Annotated in this window: 16 protein-coding genes; 9 read left to right on the top strand and 7 right to left on the bottom strand. The window is 70.5% G+C overall.

Annotation, left to right across the window (positions count from 1 at the left end):
* Positions 1-147: 147 nt before the first annotated feature.
* A complete protein-coding gene (locus AP234_RS07175) occupies positions 148-387 on the bottom strand; it encodes a hypothetical protein (RefSeq protein ID WP_055478717.1) in 240 nt (79 codons plus the stop codon).
* 690 nt (positions 388-1,077) lie between these two features.
* On the bottom strand, positions 1,078-2,064 hold the full coding sequence (locus AP234_RS07170; protein ID WP_200926255.1) for a zinc-binding dehydrogenase: 987 nt from the start codon (positions 2,062-2,064) through the stop codon (positions 1,078-1,080).
* A gap of 232 nt (positions 2,065-2,296) precedes the next feature.
* Here AP234_RS07170 and AP234_RS07165 point away from each other — a divergent pair, with 232 nt between their 5' ends.
* Both AP234_RS07165 and AP234_RS07160 read left to right on the top strand, forming a co-directional pair.
* Positions 2,297-2,518, top strand: a complete 222-nt coding sequence (locus AP234_RS07165) for a hypothetical protein (RefSeq protein ID WP_055478715.1) — start codon at positions 2,297-2,299, stop codon at positions 2,516-2,518.
* 70 nt (positions 2,519-2,588) lie between these two features.
* Positions 2,589-3,599 (top strand): lactonase family protein, encoded by a 1,011-nt coding sequence (locus AP234_RS07160; RefSeq protein ID WP_083501847.1) that lies wholly within the window; start codon positions 2,589-2,591, stop codon positions 3,597-3,599.
* 164 nt (positions 3,600-3,763) lie between these two features.
* On the opposite strand, the gene AP234_RS07155 is transcribed toward AP234_RS07160, so the two are convergent.
* Positions 3,764-4,582, bottom strand: a complete 819-nt coding sequence (locus tag AP234_RS07155) for a DUF4253 domain-containing protein (RefSeq protein ID WP_055478713.1) — start codon at positions 4,580-4,582, stop codon at positions 3,764-3,766.
* 60 nt (positions 4,583-4,642) lie between these two features.
* On the bottom strand, positions 4,643-5,614 hold the full coding sequence (locus AP234_RS07150) for a LuxR C-terminal-related transcriptional regulator (protein WP_055478712.1): 972 nt from the start codon (positions 5,612-5,614) through the stop codon (positions 4,643-4,645).
* 120 nt (positions 5,615-5,734) lie between these two features.
* On the opposite strand from AP234_RS07150, the gene AP234_RS07145 reads away from it, so the two are divergent.
* From AP234_RS07145 to AP234_RS07135, 3 genes are read left to right on the top strand one after another with little or no spacing between them, the layout of a single operon-like run.
* A complete protein-coding gene (locus AP234_RS07145) occupies positions 5,735-7,327 on the top strand; it encodes a peptide ABC transporter substrate-binding protein (protein ID WP_055478711.1) in 1,593 nt (530 codons plus the stop codon).
* Positions 7,324-8,253, top strand: a complete 930-nt coding sequence (locus tag AP234_RS07140; RefSeq protein ID WP_055478710.1) for an ABC transporter permease — start codon at positions 7,324-7,326, stop codon at positions 8,251-8,253. The genes AP234_RS07145 and AP234_RS07140 overlap by 4 nt, the downstream gene beginning before the upstream one ends.
* Positions 8,240-9,079: an ABC transporter permease gene (locus AP234_RS07135; RefSeq protein ID WP_235558006.1), complete on the top strand. Its 840-nt coding sequence runs from the start codon at positions 8,240-8,242 to the stop codon at positions 9,077-9,079. Before AP234_RS07140 ends, AP234_RS07135 begins: the two co-directional genes overlap by 14 nt.
* Positions 9,080-9,145: 66 nt before the next feature.
* Here the strand turns inward: AP234_RS07135 and AP234_RS07130 are convergent, their stop codons facing one another.
* From AP234_RS07130 to AP234_RS07120, 3 genes are all read right to left on the bottom strand, one after another.
* Positions 9,146-11,017, bottom strand: coding sequence for a prolyl oligopeptidase family serine peptidase (locus tag AP234_RS07130; protein ID WP_235558005.1), 1,872 nt, complete (start codon positions 11,015-11,017; stop codon positions 9,146-9,148).
* A complete protein-coding gene (locus AP234_RS07125) occupies positions 11,014-12,153 on the bottom strand; it encodes a C39 family peptidase (protein WP_235558004.1) in 1,140 nt (379 codons plus the stop codon). Before AP234_RS07125 ends, AP234_RS07130 begins: the two co-directional genes overlap by 4 nt.
* 70 nt (positions 12,154-12,223) lie before the next feature.
* The gene (locus tag AP234_RS07120) at positions 12,224-13,465 is read right to left on the bottom strand and encodes a DUF5925 domain-containing protein (protein WP_235558003.1); all 1,242 of its coding nucleotides are present in this window, start codon (positions 13,463-13,465) and stop codon (positions 12,224-12,226) included.
* Positions 13,466-13,982: 517 nt separating this feature from the next.
* Between AP234_RS07120 and AP234_RS38420 the strand changes: the two genes are divergently transcribed.
* From AP234_RS38420 to meaB, 4 genes are all read left to right on the top strand, one after another.
* On the top strand, positions 13,983-15,845 hold the full coding sequence (locus AP234_RS38420) for a peptidoglycan-binding protein (protein WP_235558002.1): 1,863 nt from the start codon (positions 13,983-13,985) through the stop codon (positions 15,843-15,845).
* Between the two features lie 227 nt (positions 15,846-16,072).
* The gene (locus AP234_RS07110; protein ID WP_055478706.1) at positions 16,073-17,848 is read left to right on the top strand and encodes a methylmalonyl-CoA mutase family protein; all 1,776 of its coding nucleotides are present in this window, start codon (positions 16,073-16,075) and stop codon (positions 17,846-17,848) included.
* Positions 17,845-20,007 carry a methylmalonyl-CoA mutase gene (scpA, locus tag AP234_RS07105; RefSeq protein ID WP_055478705.1) on the top strand — a complete coding sequence of 721 codons (2,163 nt, stop codon included), beginning with the start codon at positions 17,845-17,847 and terminating at the stop codon, positions 20,005-20,007. Before AP234_RS07110 ends, scpA begins: the two co-directional genes overlap by 4 nt.
* Entirely contained in the window at positions 20,004-20,954 is a 951-nt protein-coding gene (gene meaB, locus AP234_RS07100) for a methylmalonyl Co-A mutase-associated GTPase MeaB (RefSeq protein ID WP_055478704.1), read from the top strand. The genes scpA and meaB overlap by 4 nt, the downstream gene beginning before the upstream one ends.
* The last annotated feature ends 177 nt before the right edge of the window (positions 20,955-21,131 follow it).

The following is a 21,131-nucleotide window of genomic DNA, read 5'->3' as shown; positions in this document are numbered from 1 at the left end:
GCGGGTGCGGCTACCGCGGCGGTGACGGCCACTGACGCTGGAAGCGCGTCTCCCGGCAGGGTGTGGGGATGGCCCTTCACCGGTCGATTGCCCCTCCCCGGTCGGGGAGGGGTGTCGGACACCGACCCCGGATGGCCGGTCGTCCTTCTAGTGGAACCAGCCGTCCCGTCCGAAGCAGGTGTTGCCGCAGTTGCCGGCGACGAAGATGTCCCAGACGATGTTGTCCCAGTCCGAGCTGTCGTTGCAGAAGTTGTTGCAGGCGCCGGACCAACCCCATTCCGCGGGGGCGGTGGTCGCGCTTGCCGCCGCGGCGCTCATGGTGAGAGCGCCACCGGCAAGCGCGGTGCTGAGTGCGAGCCTGGCGATGACCTTATTGAGCTTGGGCATTATGAGTCCCCCTCGAAAGGATCATGTGCCTGATTTACCGTGAATCTGGCTCGATGGCCGTTAAGTGGCCATCGCCCCGCGATGTCATAATTGCCTGATCGTAAGGGTGACAAACGCCGATCTGCGCTGTTTTGGCCCTCCTTATTTACATAAGGGCACTTATATGCCACCTATGACGGTTTTATCCCTTAATGTCTGATTTGAGGGTTCTCTCCCGAGAGGGGCATCTGCTTTCCCCGTGACCGCCGTTTCAGCAGTCTCATAGACGGCGCCGCCAGTGGACCCGATCTCCCTGCATCGTACGGAGGCCCGCGTGTTCCAGCACGTTCAGCCACTCGTTCTCATCGATTGAGAACGCGCCGGTCTGGTCGATCTCCTGGGAGCAACGATGTGGCCGAGCCGTGTTCACGCCCATCCCAAGAATGACTAACGTTGCTGCGATTCCGCCTTCGCCGTCGTGCGGAGGATCGAGCTGTGACAGTGGCCGGTTGACCACGTACGGAGAGAAGGCGAGGGCGTCGTGGCGAGGGGCATGGTGATCGGCGGCCGCTACGAGCCGGACCCGAACTCCCGCAGGAAGGGTGGGCTGGGCGAGGTCTGGTTCGGCCGTGACAAGCGGCTGGGCCGGCGAGCCGACTGAGGAGCAGGTCCGCGAGGTCCTCGACGGCCGGTGAACCGCGGTGAATCCGCTCAGGTGCGGCTCGGTTCGACGAGGACCTTGAGGCCGCCGCGGGAGACGGCCGCGGGGAAGGCGTCGGCCACGCGGGAGAGCGGGAAGCGCTCGGTCACCAGCGACGAGACGTCGACCTTCCCGCTCTCCACGAGGCGGATCGCCCGGGGATAGGTGAGGTTCATCCGGCGGACCAGCGCGATCGTGAGGCCCTTGCGCCGCGCCAGCGACGCGGGGAAGGCCGTGCGGTCCTCGTCGGGAATGCCCGCGAGCACGACCCGGCCGCCGGGCCGCGCCGCGGTGAGTGCGATCCGCACCGCGTCGTCGGTGCCCGCCACTTCGAAGGCCGTCCGCACGCCCATTCCCTCCAGCTCGGCCCAGAAGCCCGGCTCGGCGTCCTCGGGGGCGAGCGCGTGATCGGCTCCGCTGCGCAGGGCGGCGGCCCGCCGATGGGGGAGGGGATCGACGGCCACCACCGTGGAGGCTCCGGTGAGCCGGGCGAGCTGGACGACGAGCAGGCCGATCGGGCCGCAGCCGATGACGGCGACCGGTGCGCCGAGCCGTACGTGCCCGAGATCGACCGTGTGGACGGCCACGCCCAGGGGTTCGAGCATCGCGCCGTCGGCGTCGGACAGCGTGTCGGGCAGCGGGTGCAGCAGCTCCGACGGCCAGGTCATGCGCTCGCGCAGGCCGCCATCGAGCTTCCCGTGCCCGGCGAACCGTACGTCCGGGCACAGGTTGCCGTAGCCCGTCTCGCAGACGGCACACCCGCCGCAGGGGATCGCGGGATCCACCGCGACCCGCTGCCCGTGCCGGGGGCCGCCCTCGATGACACCGGCGATCTCATGCCCGACGACGAGCGGCCCGTCCAGCACGGCGTCGCCGATCCCGCCCTCGCCGTACCAGTGGAGGTCGGAGCCGCACAGCCCCACGGCGGTGACCCGGACCACGCTCTCCCCGGGCCCCGGAACGGGCGGCGGCTCCTCATGCAGGCGGATGTCGCCCACTCCGTGGAGTCTGGCCACACTTGCTCTCAAAGTACGCATCAAGGGCGATGATAGCCCTAACAAGGTCCAGAGGGCCGAGACGTCTGCCGTCCGGTGGCCGAGGGGCCGGGCGACACCTGTGATCAGGCCGGAAAACAACCTGATCGGATTTCACGAGGCGGTCAACCTACCGCCGTCTTCGAGCGTCAGACGTAGGCACCGTTCGACCCCAAACGCGAGAGGGCACGGCCCCATGCCTACTCCTGATATCCGGAGCGAAGGATTTCCCGGCCACGGCGACCGAGAACGGCAGGCGCGGCTCGCGCTCGACGCCGTACGCCGGAACGGCCCGGAGGCGGTGCGTGAGGAGACGCTCCGGATGAAGTGCGAACTGGTCCGCCTGTACGGCTGGGAGGGGTACCAGCTGGTGATGGCGAAGATGGAGAGCGACCTGGCGCGCCTGCGCGAGCAGTGACGTCCCCGGCGGGACGTCCTCCGCGGGATGGGTAGCATGCCGAGCGGCGGCCCCGACCCGAGGAGTGACGATGTCCCGACCCATGCCCCGGCCGACGCGATCGGGGAGACTGGTGATCGGCGGATACACCCCTGACACGGACGGATCCGGTCCCGGTCTCACCGTCGCCGGGGTGGACGCCGCCGGGCGACTCGCGACGCTCGCGCAGGCCACGGCCTCCGGGCCGTCGTTCGTCATCGCCCATCCCCGGCTGCCGCTGCTCTATGCCGTGCTGGAGCGCGACGAGGGCGGCGTGGCGGTGTTCGCGGACGAGCCTGACGGCCCGCGTCCGGTGGCCGAGCTGCCGAGCGGAGGATCGTCCCCCTGCCACCTCGCGCTCGATCCGGAGGCGGCCTGGCTTGTCGTGGCCAATTACGGCGACGGCACCGTCGCCGCGTTCCGGCTCGAGCCGGACGGCCTGCCCGGGCCCGAGCCGCTGCTGTTCCGCCACGAGGGCGGCGGCCCGGACCCCGACCGGCAGGAGGGGCCACACGCCCACCAGGCCGTCTTCGGCCCCGACGGCGTGCTGCACGTCACCGATCTCGGCGCCGACCTGGTGCGCCGCTTCCTGCCCGGCATGCGGCCGCACCCCGACGGCCCGGTACGGCTCGCCCCCGGCAGCGGCCCCCGCCACCTCGTCCACCACCAGGGCCACTGGTATGTGGCGGGGGAACTGGACGGCTGCGTCGCCGTCTACGACGAGGGCTGGCGGGAGGCCGGCCGGGTGCCCGCGAGCGGCAGCGGGGAGCGCAACCACCCGTCGCACATCGCGCTCTCCCCGGACGGCCGCCACCTCTACGTCGGCAACAGGGGACCCGACACCGTGTCGGCCTTCGAGATCGACGGCCCGCGCCTCACCCTGGCGGCAGAGACGCCCGCCGGGGGAAGCTGGCCCAGGCATTTCGCAATTGACGGCGACCGCCTCTATGTGGCGAACCAGCGGTCGGACACGGTGTCCGTGCTCGCGCTGAAGGACGGCATCCCGCAGCCGACCGGCGAGACCCTCCGCGTCGGCACCCCCTCCTGCGTGCTCCCCCTTTGACGGCCACGACACTCCCCGTGATCTTGCCGTTCGCGGAGTAGTGCAAGATCACGAAGGGTGCTTTGGCCGCTCAGCGGATATGTCTGCGAGAAACTGCAAGATCACGAACGTGAAATCCCAGCTCACGGCCCGACCTGCGAGAAACTGCAAGATCACGGCTGGGGTCAGTCCCACCAGAACGACCAGAAGTTCTGGCCGATGATCTGCTCGGCGTAGTCTTCCAGCGTTCCCGGCCCCTGGAAGACGGCGTCGGGACAGAACGTCCAGTGCTCGGCGGCCACGCGCAGCGCGTGTGCCGCCGTGACGGGCGGCGCGGCCACGCTCAGCTCCATCGTGTTGAAGCCCAGGGCGACCAGCCGTACCCCGAACCTTTCCTCCCAGCTGCGCAGGACGGCCGCCAGCGGCACGGTCCATTCGTTGTGGTGCAGCGCGCCCTGCCAGCCGATGGCGACCAGCGCGTCGGCGCTGCGCGCCGCCGCGGCGAGCCCGAGCGGGGTCATCCGCTCGGCGATGACGTCGGCGTACCAGTCGGCGACCATGCCGGGGTCGGCCACCGGCGTTCCCTGCTCGGCCAGGCCGGGGCACTCGGTCCCGAACGGCGTGAGCTCCGCCTCATAGTCCCCGGCGAGATCCGCCCAGGCCTCGGCCATGAACCCCTCGGCGGTGAAGTGGTCGATCTCGGCCGGCGAGTCCGGGGCGATCTGCCCGGCCGACCAGGGCTGCATGCCGTCCTCCAGCAGCACCGGCCACAGCCCCGACCTGTGGTGCTCGGCGCGCAGACGGCTCCACAGCCCGGCCGGCACGGGGTCGTCGCTGAGCCAGAACGAGGGCCGGTGATGGGTGCGCCACCGGTCGTAGTCGGGGTCCGGCCACACGAGGGTCCCGGGCGGAAGCTCGACGGACAGTTCCCACCTGTTCCCGCCGCCGTCGCCGAAGAGCAGGCCCAGGTCCGCCGAAAGCCGCCGCTGCTCGTGAACCGACATGCGCCAATAATGTCGGACCACGGCCCGTCTCCGCTTGTAGGGATCCTGTTGAGATCGGGCTCAGGGGAGAATCAGGCGGCACAGACCCTCGGCGATGACCTTCGTGGTGAGGCGCGTACGGCTGTCGCACCCGAGTTTGGCGAAGATGTGCTCCAGGTGGGTCGTCACCGTACGGACGCTGAGGACCAGCGCGGCCGCGATCTGCGGGTTGGAGTCGCCCTGGGCGACCCGGGTGAGCACCTCGATCTCCCGGGCCGTGAGGTCGTACGGCGGCTCGCAGGGACGTTCGGCGATGACGGCGCCCTGGATCGACCCGTGGAAGCCCACCCCGGCCCGATGCAGGCGCACCTCGCGCCACCGGCCGGCGCCGTCCTGCCACAGCCCGCGCCGGGACAGCTCGCGCGAGTCGATGAACTCCCTGGCCAGCTCGGCCATCGCCGGCTCCGCCGCCAGCACCTCGGAGAGCGGCCACCCGGCCACGTCGCGGCGCCGGCCGCCGCGCTCGAACGCCACCGCGTGGAAGCCCGGTGGCAGCCCGAGCGGGTCGATCACGCATCGGGTCAGGTCGGTGAGGTGCGCCAGGGCCGGGGAGACGGCGCTGACGACCGGGCCAGTCTCCGGCGGCAGGTCGGCGCGCGAGGTGATGTGCAGCAGGCCCGTGTAGCGGCCGCCCGACAGGAACAGCGGCGTGGTGATCCCGGCGCGCCAGCCGTACGGCTCCAGATGGCGGCGGAAGTAACGCTCGGTGCCGGGGGACCCCATCACCACGGGCACCCTGAGCGACATCGCCCGGCGGTAGGCGTCCAGCCGGGCGTACTCCTCGGCGGCGTCCTCGTCGACCCGGGCGTGCCCCGACGACACCAAAGACCGGTGACGGCCGGTCGCCGGGTCGAACGCGACGAACTCGTAGGCCTCCACCGGGATGACCTCGCGCAGCGCCGTCATCGCGCCGTGCGCCCCCTGCCGGGCCACCTGGAACCCGAGTTCCGCGACCGCGTGCAGGTGGCGCGCGCTGAGGCTGATCTCGTCCATGCGTCCTCCACGATCAGCGTGCCCTGACCCGGCCGTTAGGGGAATACGTAAAACATCCGATGCGACGGCGTGGAGCGTTACCTACCCTCACCGGCAACACGACGGAGAGGCGGAGGATCAGTGAGGGTCAGCAGAAGACGGGCCGCCGCCCTCGCCGCGGCGATGACCATGCTCATCGGAGGGTGCGGAGGTTCCCCGTCCGGTTCGGACGGCAAGGCTGAGGCGAACGAGTTCTCGGTCGCGCTGACCGAGCCCGACCACCTCACCCCGGGCAACACCTCCAGCAGCTACTCGATCACCGTGCTCGACGCGCTCTTCGACACACCCGTCCACCTCGGCGCCGACGGCACGCCGGTCATGGCCGCAGCGGAGTCGGTGTCCAGCACCGACCAGAAGGTCTGGACCATAAAGATCAAGCCGGATCGCCGGTTCGCCAACGGCGAGCCCGTCACGGCGCAGAGCTTCGCCGACTCCTGGAACGCCACCGCGTACGGCCCCAACGGCTGGACCAACAACTACTACTTCGCCAACGTCGAGGGCTACGACGCGCTGAACCCCGAGGAGGGGGAGCCGGCCGCCGACAAGCTGAGCGGCCTCGAGGTCGTCGACGACACCACGCTGCGGGTCACGCTCACCGCGCCGTTCAGCCAGTTCCCGATCACGCTGGCCTACATCGCGTTCGCGCCGATGCCGAAGGCCGCCTTCGCCGACCTCGAGGCGTACGACCAGGCGCCCATCGGCAATGGACCGTTCGTCATGGACGGGGCCTGGGAGCACAACAAGCAGATCAGGGTCAAGCGGTCGCCCACCTACACCGGCGAGCGGGCGGCCAAGGCCGACGCCGTGACGTTCAAGATGTACGCCAGCCGCGACACCGCCTACACCGACCTGCGGGCCGGCCGGGTCGACCTGCTGCAGACGATCCCGCCGGCCAGCGCGGCCGAGGCCAAGCGGCTGCTCGGCGACCGGTTCGTCGCGATCGCCGGCGGCACGATGGACTACCTGGGCTTCCCGCTGTTCGACAAGCGGTTCGCCGGCGCCGACCTGCGCCGGGCCTTCTCCATGGCGATCGACCGGCAGGCGATCGTGGACGCGGTCTACGACGGCACGTTCCAGCCGATGGCGTCGCTGCTCGCGCCGGTGGTGCCCGGCTACCGCGCCGACGCCTGCGGTGCGGCGTGCGTCTACGACCCGGCCAAGGCCAAGCAGCTGTACGACCAGGCCGGCGGCTTCAGCGGCACGCTCAACCTCTACTTCTCCAACGCCGACCCCAGCTACGAGCAGTGGATGACGGCGGTGGCCAACCAGCTGAAGCAGAACCTCGGCATCGCCGACATCAAGTTCCGCAAGATCCCCGCCTCCGACTACCTCACCACGCTGCGGCAGCGCAAGGAGGACGGTCCGTACCGCCAGAACTGGGTCATGGACTACCCGAGCCCGCAGAACTACCTGGAATACCAGTGGGGCGAGGGTAACCGCATGGGCTGGGAGAACAAGGAGTTCGACGCCCTGCTCGAGCAGGCGAACTCCGCGCCGAGCCTGGAGGCGAGCCTGCCGCTCTACCAGAAGGCCGAGGACATCGCGCTCGCCGAGATGCCGATGATCCCGCTGTGGAACTGGCAGGACCAGTCCGGTTTCTCGGCCAGGCTGCAGGGCGTGGAGCTCACCCCCTACAGCGCCAATCTCCACACGATCACGGTCAAGCGGTCGTGAGATACGCCGCGCGGCGCCTGGCGCAGGCCGTCCCGGTCTTCTTCGCGACCACCTTCGTGATCTACGCGATGGTGTTCGTGCTGCCGGGAGACCCGATCCTGGCGCTCGCGGGCGACAAGCCGGTGCCCGATCAGGTGCTGGACGTCATGCGGGAGCGCTACCACCTGAACGACCCGCTGCTCGTCCAGTACGGCCGGTACATGCTCGGCGTGTTCCAGGGCGACCTGGGGGAGACGTTCACCGGTCAGCAGGTGAGCGAGCTCCTCCAGGACCGGTGGGCGGTCACCGCGCAGCTCGCGCTGACCGCGTGGGTCTTCGAGCTGGTCGTCGGCATCGGGCTCGGTGTCGTCGCCGGCCTCCGGCGGGGCGGGGCCGCCGACACGGCCGTGCTCGCCGGGACGACGTTCGTCATCGCCGTCCCGGTCTTCGTGGTCGGCTACACGGCCCAGATCGTCCTGGGCCTCAACCTGGGGCTGTTCCCGACCGCGGGGACCGACGAGGGCTGGCCGGCCAGCTACCTGCTGCCCGGGATGGTGCTGGGATCGTTCGGGCTCGCCTACGTGGCCAGGCTGACGCGTACCGCCCTGGTGGAGAACCTGCGCGCCGACTATGTCCGTACGGCCACCGCGAAGGGCATGCGCAGACGGCGGGTCGTCGGCGTGCACGCGCTGCGCAACTCGCTGATCCCCGTGGTGACCTTCCTCGGCATCGACTTCGGCAACCTCATGGCGGGGGCCGTCGTCACCGAGGGCATCTTCAACCTGCCGGGCATCGGCCAGCAGGTGTTCCAGTCGATCCAGCTCCAGGAGGGTCCCGTCGTCGTCGGCGTCGCCACCCTGCTCGTCATGATCTTCATAGCCGCCAACCTGGCCGTCGATCTCCTGTACGGCCTGCTCGACCCGAGGATCTCCCGTGCTCGCGCGTGACACCTGGCTGGAGCTGCGCGGCCGGGTGATCTTCTGGTTCTCCGCCGCCGTCCTCGTCGTGGCGGGCGCGATGGCGGCCTTCCCCGGCCTGTTCGCCCGTCTGGGCCCGAACGAGGGCTGCGACCTGCGCATGTCCAAACAGGGCCCGGCGCCCGGCGCCGTGTTCGGGTACGACCTGCAGGGCTGCGACTACTGGTCGCAGATCGTGCACGGGACCCGGGCATCGATCCTGATCGGCCTCGCGGTCACCGTGTTCGCGCTGCTGATCTCCATCGTGCTCGGCCTGATCGCCGGATACTACGGCGGCGTGGCCGACGCACTGATCTCCAGATTGACCGACGTGTTCTTCGGCATCCCGTTCGTCCTGGGCGCGACCGTCATCCTGGTGGCCTTCCCCGACCACGGCATCTGGGCGATGACGCTCGTGCTGGTCCTGCTGGGATGGACCACGATGACCCGTCTCATGCGCGGCCAGGTGCTCGCCGTACGGGAGATGGACTTCGTCGTCGCGGCCCGCGCGCTCGGCGCCGGAGACCGGCGCATCATGCTCCGCCACATCCTGCCCAACGCGATCGCGCCGGTCTTCGTGGTGGCCATGCTCAACGTCGGCAACGTCATCGCCGGGGAGGCCACGCTCGACTACCTGGGCGTCGGGCTGCAGTACCCCGACGTGTCGTGGGGCCTGCAGCTCAACGTCGCCCAGACGTTCTTCGCCGAGCACCCGCACCTGCTGGTCTTCCCCGCGCTGTTCCTCACCGCGACCGTGCTGAGCTTCCTCATGCTCGGTGACGTCGTACGCGACGCCCTCGACCCCCGCCTCCGCTAGCGCCGCCCCCGCCCATCACGGGAAAGGGGGGCGGCCCGGCCGCGCCGAGGAGAAGGGCCACCTCGGCTATCGGCCCTCCTGGAGGGTCAGCGGGGGCACCTCCGGCGTGGGGAAACCGAAGATCAGGCCGTAGAACGCCAGCTCGGCCTCGAGCGCCGCGACGATCGTCTCCTCACGCCGCCAGCCGTGCTGCTCCCCGGGGAACGTCAGGTACGCCCACCGGCCCCCGTGCTCGGCCAGCGCGGCGGCGAACCGCTCCGACTGCGACGGGTACACCACCGCGTCCTCCAGGCCGTGCATGAGCAGCGCGGGTCCGGAGGCGGCCGCGGCGTGCCTGATCGGCGAGCGGTCGAGGTAGCGCTGCCGGGTCTCCGGCAGCGGGCCGATCAGCCCCTCCAGATAGCGCGACTCGAAGTCGTGGGTCTCCCATCCCTCCGGATCGGAGATCCCGTAGAAGGAGACCGCGCCGCAGAACACGTCGCTGTGGGTGAGCGCGGCCAGCGAGGTCCAGCCGCCCGCGCTGCCGCCGCGGATCGCCACCTTCTCCGCCCGCCCGGTGCGCAGCAGCCAGCGGGCCACGGTCTCGCAGTCGCGGACGTCGACGACGCCCCAGTTGTGCCGCAGCCGCTCCCGGTAGGCCCTGCCGTACCCGGTCGAACCGCCGTAGTTCACCCTGACGACGCCGATGCCCCGGCTGGTGAAGTAGGCGACCTCCAGGTCGAGGACCGGCGCGACCGAGCCGGTCGGTCCGCCGTGCACGAAGAGCACGTACGGCGCGGGCCGCCCCGTCTCCTCCGCCGGCGGAGGGTAGAGGTGCGCGTGCACGCCGTCGACGGTCACCGGCTCGGGGACCGGAAGCAGCCCGGCCGGGGGCAGCGCCTTGGGCGCCGACAGCACCTCCCGCGTGCCGCCCCCCTCGTCCGGGCCGCCGAGGTCGATCCGCACCACCTCGTACGGCCGGTGCGGCGAGGCGGCCACGCCCACGACGTTCGCGCCGTCGGCGGACAGCGTGGGCGCCCAGAAGGTGTGGTCGCCGGCGATGTCCCTGATCGAGGCCCCCCGTGGACCGGGCGGCCGGTCGAGCACGCCCATGCGGCGCTCGTCGGCCGTGCCGTACATGGCGACGATCCGGCCGTCGGAGACCGCGAAGAACGTGCTGCCGATCTTCCACGGGGCGTCGCCGAACTCCAGCGCGAGCGGCGTCAGGTTACGCGTCGTGCCGTCGAGGCCGACCAGGTGGATGTTCCACCAGCCGGTGGGGTCGGTGACGGCGTACAGGCTGTCCGCGTCGCGCCATTCCGCCTGGACGGTCGCGGCGCCGCCGACGACCACCCGGTGCGGGCCGCCCTCGATCGGGGCGACGCACAGCTCGGTGGCGTCCCACGGCATGTCCGGGTGGTTCCACCCGATGTAGGCGATCTGCCGCCCGTCCGGCGAAATGCGCGGATTCATGAGGAAATGGTGTGACTTGATGACAGAACGGAGCGGGGAGCCGTCGAGCGGCACCGCCACGATGTCCCTTTCGACGACCCTCTCGGCATCCTGACCGCCGCCGGGACCGCCGCCGATCTCGCGTACGCACCACACCTCGTCGTCGCGTACGACCAGGTCGGCGTAGTGCGCTTCGTCGGGTGGGGTCAGCGGGACCGGATCGCCGCCGGGGGAGCACACGTACAGCCGGCCGTCGGTCCACTCGGTGAAGATGAGACGTCCCCGGTGGGCCCGCCACGACCGCCCGCCGTACTCCATGACCCGGTTGCGGGCGTTCCACCCGGCGGGGAGCACGTCCTCGATCCGGCCGTCCGCCGTGCGCCGCACGACGCAGCGGCGACCGCCCTCGTGCGGCCGTGGCTCATCCCACCAGGCTTCATTTCCAGAAATTTCCACCCATAGAGGACGGTCGTCCATGCGGGCGACGTCCACGGCCTTGATCGTCACCAGTTTCCTTCGGAGTCCGGGAGTGGGAAATCCGGGGGATGGACGATGTGCACGAGCCCCCCGCTGCCCGTGCCGCGGAGCCAGACCTCCTCGAAGGCGGCGCGTGGGTACACCCGCCGCACGCCGTCGTCCGTCGGCGCCGCCGGATCGTTGGCGATCACGTCGCCCTCCGGCGTGAACCCGATGACCACCATGATGTGGCCGCCGGTCGAGTAGCCGGCGCCCGGCAACTCGTGCTCCCTGAACGACTGCGAAGTGATCACCGGGACGCCTGCCGCGATGAGACGCGCCAGCTCGTCCAGCGAGCGCAGCCGGGTGACGAAGCCGGTCAGCCCGTACCGTCCCGCGTAGGCGACGCCGAACGGCCAGTTGCCGGTGCCCTGATAGCCGTGGTCGTACATGTCACGAGCCGCGTGGTCGACGGCGGGACACGGATCGCCCGGCGCGACCCACTTCAGGTCGTCCGGCGCGGGCCCGCGTCCCCAGTAGTCGAGCACCATCGTAAACGAGGCCGGGCTGCACCAGGTCTCCCCGCCGCCGTCCCACTGCGGATAGTGCCCGGTGTGGACCTTCTGCGACCGGCGCGGGACGTCCAGCTCGACGCCCGCCGCCGATGTCTCCCGCCGGGCGGCCCGGTCTCCCGCCTTCCCCGGCGGCAGGCGTGGTACGGCCGAGGCCATCACGTTGATCGCCCGCACCTGACCGCCCCGGCCGTACAACGTGGCGCGCACGCGGTAGGCGACGAAGGGCCGCCCCGCCGCCGCGACCAGCGTGTCCACCGCCACGTCTCCGTCGTCGTCGCCCTGCCCGGGCAGCGACGTGCGGTGGACGTCGGCGTCGCCCTCCGCCCAGCGGCCCATGCCGTACCACTTGGTCGGCGCGCCGCCGGCGGCCCTGGCCTGCAGCTCGATCTCCAGCCAGGCGCCGGGCGGCGCGGCCGCCGTCCACGACGGCACCAGCTCGGTCGCCGGGAAGCCGATCTCCCGCTCCGGCGAGGTCCACCGGACGTACGGCCAGGCCCGCCCGCCGCCGTCACCGAACGGGTCGAGGCAGGTCGCCACCCCGGTCTCCTGGTCCTCGAAGGACCACCGGTGGAGGACGACGCGGCGCAGATCGGCCGGCAACAGGGTGACCACCTGGCCGATTGTCGTTTCCGCCCTGACACCGCACATCGGATGGTTTACGTATCCGGCGGCGTCCGGCGGATCAGAGGTACTGCCCCGTCGACGTGGGCGGGTCGGGCTCGGCGACCCGGCGGCCGTCGCGCAGGGCGAACAGCTCGGCCAGCGTCGCACCGCCCGGGGGAGCGCCGGTCGCCGGCATGCCTGTCGCCGGTGTGCCGGCAGCGGTTTTCGGCGCGGACTCGCGCAGCCACTCGGCGGCCTGCGCGGCGTCGAGCCGGCCGATCTCGATCTGGGCGAGGCACCGGCCCGGCCGTACGACCGCGGGATGCAGCCGGCTGAGGTCCTCGTTGGTCGTGATCGCGACGAGTACGTCCCGGCCCTGGCCCAGCAGGCCGTCGGTGAGGTTGAGCAGCCGGGACAGGCCCTGTCCGGTGGACTGCTTGGCCTCGGCGCGGATGAGCTCGTCGCAGTCCTCCAAAACCAGCAGCCGCCAGCGCGCCTCGTCGTCCTCCTCGTCCGGGCCGTCCCAGCCGACCGCCACGTCCATGAGGTAGCCGGGCTCGCCGAACAGCCGCTCGGGGTCGAGCACGCAGTCGACCTGGCACCAGGCGGACCACTCCCTGGCGATCGTGCGCAGCAACGTGGTCTTGCCGGTGCCCGGCGGGCCGTGCAGCAGCAGCAATCTGCCGCCGATGTCGCCGGGCGTCGTCTTCATCAGGGTGTCCAGGCGGGGTGCGGCGGCCCGCGGGTAGTTGCGCCTGATCTCCGGCCAGGACGACGTGGTGATCGGCTTCACGGAGCGGCGCGGGCCGTGCGCCGACGCCCACCAGAAACCCATGCTCACGTGATCGGCGTCGGGGGGCGTCTCGGTCGCGTCCCGCACCGCCTCGGCGAGGACCGAAGCGGCCAGCTCCTCGCTGACCGCCGTCGCCGTGAGCGTGGCGGACCGGTTGACGTGCCGGACCACCCGCAACGTCCATCCGTCGCCCGCGACGAGGCGGGCCTCGTGGCCGTCGGTGTGCTGGGCCACGCGCAGCAGCAGCCCACCGGTCGCCGTCATCGGCGCGTCGGGCCGGACCCGCTCGAGACGGGTGGTGCGCGACCAGGGCTGGACGCCGGTCGCGAACGGCGACAGCGCCAGCGCGTCGATCACATCGGCCGGGCTGTCGGTGTCGTCGATCCACACCCGCATCGGCACCGGATCCGGCGCCGAGTCGAGCCGTTCTGAGGTGACCTGCTTCTGACCGGGCTGATTCCGGCCGGGCTGATTCTGGCCGGGCTGCCGGGGATCGGGGGGAAAGGGGACCTCCTTAAGGACGGACATGCCCCCATGATCTCGGCTGTACGCCCCGATGTCGACGCGTTTACGTACGGACACCCCACCCCACCCCCTCCTCCCCGCCGTGATCTTGTAGTTTCTCGCACGGATGCCCTCTGAGCTGCGCAGACCGAGTTTGTGATCTTGCAGAAACTCGCAGGGAAGCCCCTTGACGTGTGCTTATGCGTTAGCTGATCTTGCACTTGGCCGGATAGTGCAAGATCACGGGAGTCGTCTCCGCTGCTCATGGACGAGGTTTGCGAGAAACTGCAAGATCGCGAACGTGAAGTGCCAGGCTATGGTGCCGTGTGCGAGTAATTGCAAGATCACGGCGATGGTGGGGGCGACGGGCGGGGGAGGGCAAGTTGGAGTGCTGGTTGGAGTGGCGGCGGGATGAGGGCCTTATGGCCGGCAGGGAGGTATCCGCAATTGATTGGGCGGGCAAAAAACCCTAAAAGAGCATAACCGGCCAGGTGATCCCACTAGGCTCGGTTGTTCCAACGATCGGTTCCCGGAGAGCTTCGTGTCCATCGATCTCGTATCCCGTGCCGCGTGGGGCGCCCGTCGCCCCAAGGGCTCCTACTCCCCGCTGAAATCGACAAAGGGAGTGAAGGTTCACTACACGGGCGGTCGGGTGGACCCGTCGATCGTGGACGACCACGACAAGTGCGTGGCCCTGGTCAAGTCGATCCAGAATCACCACATGGACGGCAACGGCTGGATGGATATCGGCTACTGCGTGGATGAGGAGACCGAGATTCTCACGCAGCAGGGGTGGAAGTCCTACCGCGAGCTGCGAGTAGGCGATATAGCGCTCACTCTCAACCATGAGACGGGTATGTCTGAATGGCAACCAGTCCTGGAGGTATGTGTCTTCCCGGCCATGGAGCGAGAGATGATCAAGATGGCAGGGGATCGCCATTCATCTCTGACCACCCCTCACCATCGATGGCCAGTTGAACGGTATCGCAGGCGTACCGGAACGCAGCGTGTCAAAGGTGCCAACGGCAGATGGCTTGCGACCGGCAGGGCCGAGCGATCCCTAAAAGAACGCGAGCGTCTGTGGGTGACCACCGAGACGATGGGCTACTGGGACCGGATTCCGATCGCGGCGCCTTGTGCCGATCTCCCCACAGAGGCCAAATGGTCCGACGCTCTCGTGGAACTCCTTGCCTGGTTCTGGACGGAAGGACACGTGAAGCGGGGGCGTGCGGGAGAGCGCACGCTCTCCGTCGCGATCTACCAAGGCATGCAGAACGCCGCGAATGTCTCACGTATTCGCGCTGCACTCACCGAGGTGTTCGGTCCTGCATCCGAACAGTTTCCCCGTGTCGGCCGTGCCACCGACGGCGTACCGCGGTGGCGTGAGACCGTGAACCGGCACTTGGTGGAGTTCCACCTGTCGACGGATGCGGGAGAGCGACTGCTCGAATTAGCGCCTGACCGGGTCCCGCATTTTGACTTCCTGCTGTCCTTGACCAGTGCGCAACTTCGCCTGTTCATCGAAACCTCACTGGTCGCGGACAATGCAGGAATCGACAAGCTGGCCCAGAAGAATCGCGCCGCCGCCGAAGCGTTCATGTTCGCCGTCATCCTTTCCGGAAAGGCGGCATCGCTGCGACCTCGGCCGCCTGTAGGAAATTGCCCCAGCGAGATGTGGCTCGTTACCATCCGGCACCAGCAGTACTTTGCCCCTCGCTCTGCGGCCAACAGGGGATCGCGTTTCACGATAGGTTCGGAAACCTACCGTGGTGAAATTTGGTGTCCTCGCACGGCGAACCAGAGTTGGTTGGCCCGCCGAGACGGCACCATCTATTTCACGGGTAACACCATGGTCGCCTGTCCCCATAGAAAGGTATTCATGGGGCGCGGCCCGAAGCACCTGCCGGCCGCCAATGGCCCCGGCCTCAATTCCGGTCACTACGCGGTGCTCGGCCTGGTCGGCAACGCCGGGCTGACCCAGCCGACGGACGGCATCCTGAACGGCATCCTCGACGCGATCGACTACCTGCGCGAACACGGCGGCGCCGGCCGGGAGATCAAGGGCCACCGAGACGGCTACCCCACCGACTGCCCCGGCGACCCCCTCTACGCCTGGATCAGGAAGGGCGCCCCCCGGCCCGGGAAGGGCGACACGCCCTCGAAGCCGGCGCCCGCGCCCAAGTGGCCGGGACGGCTGCTCAAATATCCGCCCATCATGCGCGGCGCCGACGTGCGGACCTGGCAGGCGCAGATGAAGCGCCTCGGATACGACATCGAGGTCGACGGCGCCTACGGCCCGGACTCGAGGGCGGTGTGCGTACGCTTCCAGAAGGCCGCCCGCCTCGACACCGACGGCATCGTCGGGCCGCTGACCTGGAACGCCGCCTTCGCCGCCAAGCCGTAGGCCCGGGCCGTACGGAACGAGCCGTACGGAGCGGGTCGTACGGAGCGGGTCGTAGGGAACGGGCCGGGCGCGGCGTCGGCCTCGGCCATGGTGGCATCCGCCTGCTGGACGTGCCCGCTCGGCCGGTGGCGTGGTCGGCGGTCCGGAGTGTGAGACGCCCGGTTTCGGTCGGGCGAAATGCGCACCCCGAAGCATTGTTCTGGAGTCGCTCCGCCTAGCATCCTGGCATGACGGTGCCACCTCTGGAAATCGCCTCGGGGTTCCCGCCCGGCTCGCGGGAGCAGTGGCGCACGCTCGCGCTCGGGGTCCTGCGCAAGTCGGGAGCCCTCGGCGAGGACGCCACACCCGCCGACGTGGAGGAGGCGCTTTCCTCCACCACTCACGACGGCGTGACGATCGCGGCGCTGCACGACGCCGCCGACCTGCCGGCCGCCCCCCGGATCGTACGGCCGGGCGATCAGTGGGACGTCCGCCAGCGCCACGCCCACCCCGACCCCGCCGTGACCAACGAGGCAGTGCTGTCCGATCTTGAGGGCGGCGTCACCTCGGTCTGGCTCGATCTGCCGGCCGGTGGCGGCCCGGACGCGCTGTCGCGGGTGCTCGACGGCGTGCACCTCGACCTCGCCCCGGTCGTCCTCGACGCGGGCGCCCAGGTCAGCGGTGTCCGGTCGGTCCCGATCGCGGGCGCGTACCTCGACCTGCTGGCCGAGCGTGGTGTGACGGCTCCCGGCGGCAACCTCGGGCTCGGTCCTTCCGCCGTCTCCGAGGGGATCTCCGTGCTGCGGCGGTGCCTGGCCGAGCAGCCCGCCCTGCGCGGCGTCGTCGTCGACGCCCTGCCGTACCACGACGCGGGCGGCGGCGACGTCGAGGAGCTGGGCTGTTCGATCGCCGCCGGCGTGGCCGCGCTGCGGGCCATGACCGACGCCGGTCTTTCCATTGAACAAGCGATAGGTCTGCTGGAGTTCCGCTACGCGGCCTCGGCCGACCAGTTCCTCACCATCGCCAAGCTGCGGGCCGCGCGCCGGCTGTGGGCGCGGGTGACCGAGGTCGTGGGCGGCGCCGGCGACCAGCTCCAGCACGCGGTGACGTCGTCGGCGATGATGACGGCCCGCGACCCCTGGGTGAACATGCTGCGCACCACCCTGGCCTGCTTCGGCGCGGGCGTCGGCGGGGCCGACGCGGTGACCGTGCAGCCGTTCGACGCCTGCCTCGGGCTGCCCGACGCGTTCGCCCGCAGGATCGCGCGCAACACCCACGCGCTGCTGATGGAGGAGGCCGGCGTCGCCCGGGTGGCCGACCCGGCCGGCGGCTCCTGGTACGTGGAGCGGCTCACGGCCGACCTCGCCGAGCGCGCCTGGGCGTGGTTCCAGGAGATCGAGCGCGCCGGCGGCATGGCCGCCGCCCTCGACCGGCTCGTCCCCGAGCGGATCGCGGCCACCCGGGACAGGCGGGCGGAGGCACTCGCGCACCGCCGCGACCCCATCACCGGCGTCAGCGAGTTCCCCAACCTGGCCGAGAAGATCCCGGCACGTCAGTCCGGTCCCGGCCTCGCGGGCGAATCCGGCGGGCCGCTGCCGCGCATCCGCTACGCCGGGGAGTTCGAGGCGCTGCGCGATCTCGCCGACGCGCAGGCCGGGCGGCCCAGGGTCTTCCTCGCCACGATCGGGCCCGTCGCCGCGCACACCGCGCGCGCGACGTTCGCCGCCAACCTGTTCGCGGCCGGTGGCATCGAGACCGTGACCTCCGGGACGGCCACGGACCCGGCCGAGATCGCCGAGGCGTTCCGCGCGGCCGGCACACCGGTCGCCTGCCTGTGCTCCAGCGACCGGTTGTACGGCGAGCACGCCGCGGCCGTGGCGGCCGCGCTGCGTGACGCCGGGGCCCGCCGGATCTGGCTGGCCGGCAAGGGCGAGCATGGAGATGTGGACGCCAACCTGTACGCCGGATGCGATGCGCTCGACGTGCTCCGTACGACGTTTGACGACCTTGGAGTAACCCGATGACTCGACAAAGTTCGGTGATTCCGGATTTTTCGGGAATTGAGCTGGGGGCGGGGACGGAAGCCGTACCCGCGCCCGCGTCGCCCGGCGCCGAGGTGTGGGAGACACCGGAGGGGATCGGGGTCAAGCCGCTGTACACGGCCGCCGACCTCGACGGGCTCGACTTCCTCCAGACCTATCCGGGCGTGGCGCCGTACCTGCGCGGGCCGTACCCCACGATGTACGTCACCCAGCCGTGGACCATCCGCCAGTACGCCGGATTCTCCACCGCGGAGGAGTCCAACGCGTTCTATCGGCGCAACCTCGCGGCCGGGCAGAAGGGCCTGTCGGTCGCGTTCGACCTCGCCACCCACCGGGGGTACGACTCCGATCACCCCCGGGTGGCCGGCGACGTCGGCATGGCGGGCGTGGCGATCGACTCGATCTACGACATGCGGCAGCTGTTCGAGGGCATCCCCCTCGACAAGATGAGCGTGTCGATGACCATGAACGGCGCGGTGCTGCCGATCCTGGCGCTGTACATCGTGGCGGCGGAGGAGCAGGGGGTCGGCCCCGACAAGCTGGCCGGGACCATCCAGAACGACATCCTCAAGGAGTTCATGGTCCGCAACACCTACATCTACCCGCCGGGCCCGTCGATGCGGATCATCTCCGACATCTTCGCCTACACCTCGGCGAACATGCCGCGCTTCAACTCCATCTCCATCTCCGGCTACCACATCCAGGAGGCCGGGGCGACCTGCGACCTCGAGCTCGCGTACACGCTCGCCGACGGCATCGAGTACCTGCGGGCCGGCGTCGGGGCGGGGCTGGACATCGACGCGTTCGCGCCGCGGCTGTCGTTCTTCTGGTGCATCGGCATGAACTTCTTCATGGAGGTCGCCAAGCTGCGGGCCGCCCGCCTGCTGTGGGCGAACATCGTGAAGGACTTCGGGGCCGCCAACCCCAGGTCGCTGTCGCTGCGCACGCACAGCCAGACCTCCGGGTGGTCGCTGACCGCGCACGACGTGTTCAACAACGTGGTGCGCACCTGCGTCGAGGCGATGGCCGCCACCCAGGGGCACACCCAGTCGCTGCACACCAACGCGCTGGACGAGGCATTGGCGCTGCCGACCGACTTCTCGGCCAGGATCGCACGCAACACCCAGCTCGTCCTCCAGCAGGAGTCCGGCACCTGCCGCACGATCGACCCCTGGGGCGGGTCGTACTACGTCGAGCGGCTCACCCACGACCTCGCCCTGCGGGCGTGGGGGCACATCCAGGAGGTCGAGGCCGCCGGCGGCATGGCCAAGGCGATCGACGCCGGGCTGCCGAAGATGCGCATCGAGGAGGCCGCCGCCCGCACCCAGGCGCGCATCGACTCCGGGCGTCAGCCCGTCATCGGGGTGAACAAGTATCGCCCCGAGGCCGACGAGGAGATCGAGGTCCTCAAGGTCGACAACACCGAGGTACGCCGCCAGCAGCTCGACAAGCTGCGCCGCCTGCGCGAGGAGCGCGACCCGGCGGCGGTGGCGCGGGCCCTGGAGGCGCTGACCGAGGGCGCCGCCGGCAACGGCAACCTGCTGGAGCTCGCCGTCACCGCCGCCCGCGCCAAGGCGACGGTCGGGGAGATCTCCGAGGCCATGGAGAAGGTCTTCGGACGCCACGCCGCGCAGATCCGTACGATCTCCGGTGTGTACCGGGAGGAGGTCGGCGGCGCGGTGGACGACGTCAGGGCCGCGTGTGCGGACTTCGAGAAGGCCGAGGGCCGCAGGCCGCGCATCCTGGTCGCCAAGATGGGGCAGGACGGCCACGACCGCGGCCAGAAGGTGATCGCCAGCGCCTTCGCCGACCTCGGCTTCGACGTCGACGTCGGCCCGCTGTTCCAGACGCCCGAGGAGGTCGCCCGGCAGGCCGTCGAGGCCGACGTGCACATCGTCGGCGTCTCCTCGCTGGCGGCCGGCCACCTGACCCTCGTGCCGGCCCTGCGCGAGGCGCTGGTCGAGCTGGGCGCGGACGACATCATGATCGTGGTGGGCGGGGTGATCCCGCCCGGCGACGTCGACGAGCTGCGCGCCGCCGGGGCCGCCGCCGTCTTCCCGCCGGGCACGGTCATCGCCGACGCCGCGCTCGGGCTGCTCAAGGATCTGTCCACGCGCCTGGCCCACCCCGGCGCGGCATGACGTCGATGGAGGACTACCTCGCGGGCGTGCTGGCCGGGGACCGGCGGTGGACCGCACGGGCGATCACGCTCGTCGAGTCCACCCGGCCCGATCACCGGGAGCTCGCCCAGCGGCTGCTCGTCGAGCTCACCCCGCACGCCGGCAAGGCGCGCAGGGTGGGCATCTCCGGGGTGCCGGGGGCGGGCAAGTCGACGATCATCGAGTCGCTCGGCACCTACCTGACCGAGCGCGACCACCGGGTGGCCGTGCTCGCCGTCGACCCGTCCTCGCGGCGCAGCGGCGGCAGCATCCTGGGCGACAAGACCCGGATGGCCAGGCTCGCCGCCGACCCCAGGGCGTTCATCCGGCCGTCGCCGACGGCCGGGACGCTCGGCGGCGTCGCCCGGGCCACCCGGGAGGCGATGGTCATCGTGGAGGCCGCGGGCTACGACGTGGTGCTCGTCGAGACCGTCGGCGTCGGCCAGTCGGAGACCGCCGTCGCCGACATGGTCGACACGTTCCTGCTGCTCACGCTCGCGCGTACCGGCGACCAGCTCCAGGGCATCAAGAAGGGCGTGCTGGAGCTGGCCGACGTGATCGCGGTCAACAAGGCCGACGGCGAGCACGAGATGGCCGCCCGCCGGGCCGCCCGCGAGCTGGCCGGGGCGCTGCGCCTGCTGCGGTCGCACACCCCCGTGCTGACCTGCAGCGGGCTCACCGGCGCCGGTCTCGCCGAGCTGTGGGCACAGGTCGTACGCCACCAGGAGGAGACCGACCTGTCCGCCAGACGGCGCCGCCAGCAGGTCGAGTGGACCTGGTCGCTGGCCAGGGACCGCCTGCTCTCCCGGTTGACGGAGCGTGCGGCTCCGATAGCGGCCGAGGTCGAGGCCCAGGTGCTCGACGGCGGCCTCACCCCCTCGCTCGCCGCCGACCGCCTCCTGGCCGCCTTCTTCGAGGAGAACGTCTAGCAGAGAGCGCTTCGGTGGTGAACTTGCCCCCACTGGGAGATTGGCTTTCTACCCCGGTGGGGGTTTTCGCTACCCGTGGGGCGCACAATGCATGATTGCACTTTTCTCCGCGGCCAATCGTGTGACGATGTGCGCGCTATCGAGGGGAGGGGGCTCGGCGCGAGCGTTCGGCCGAGG

This window comes from Sphaerimonospora mesophila (assembly GCF_001417795.1).
Classification (GTDB): domain Bacteria; phylum Actinomycetota; class Actinomycetes; order Streptosporangiales; family Streptosporangiaceae; genus Sphaerimonospora; species Sphaerimonospora mesophila.
Note: the sequence above shows the minus strand (reverse complement) of the source record. Positions and strands in the feature narration are given on the sequence as shown.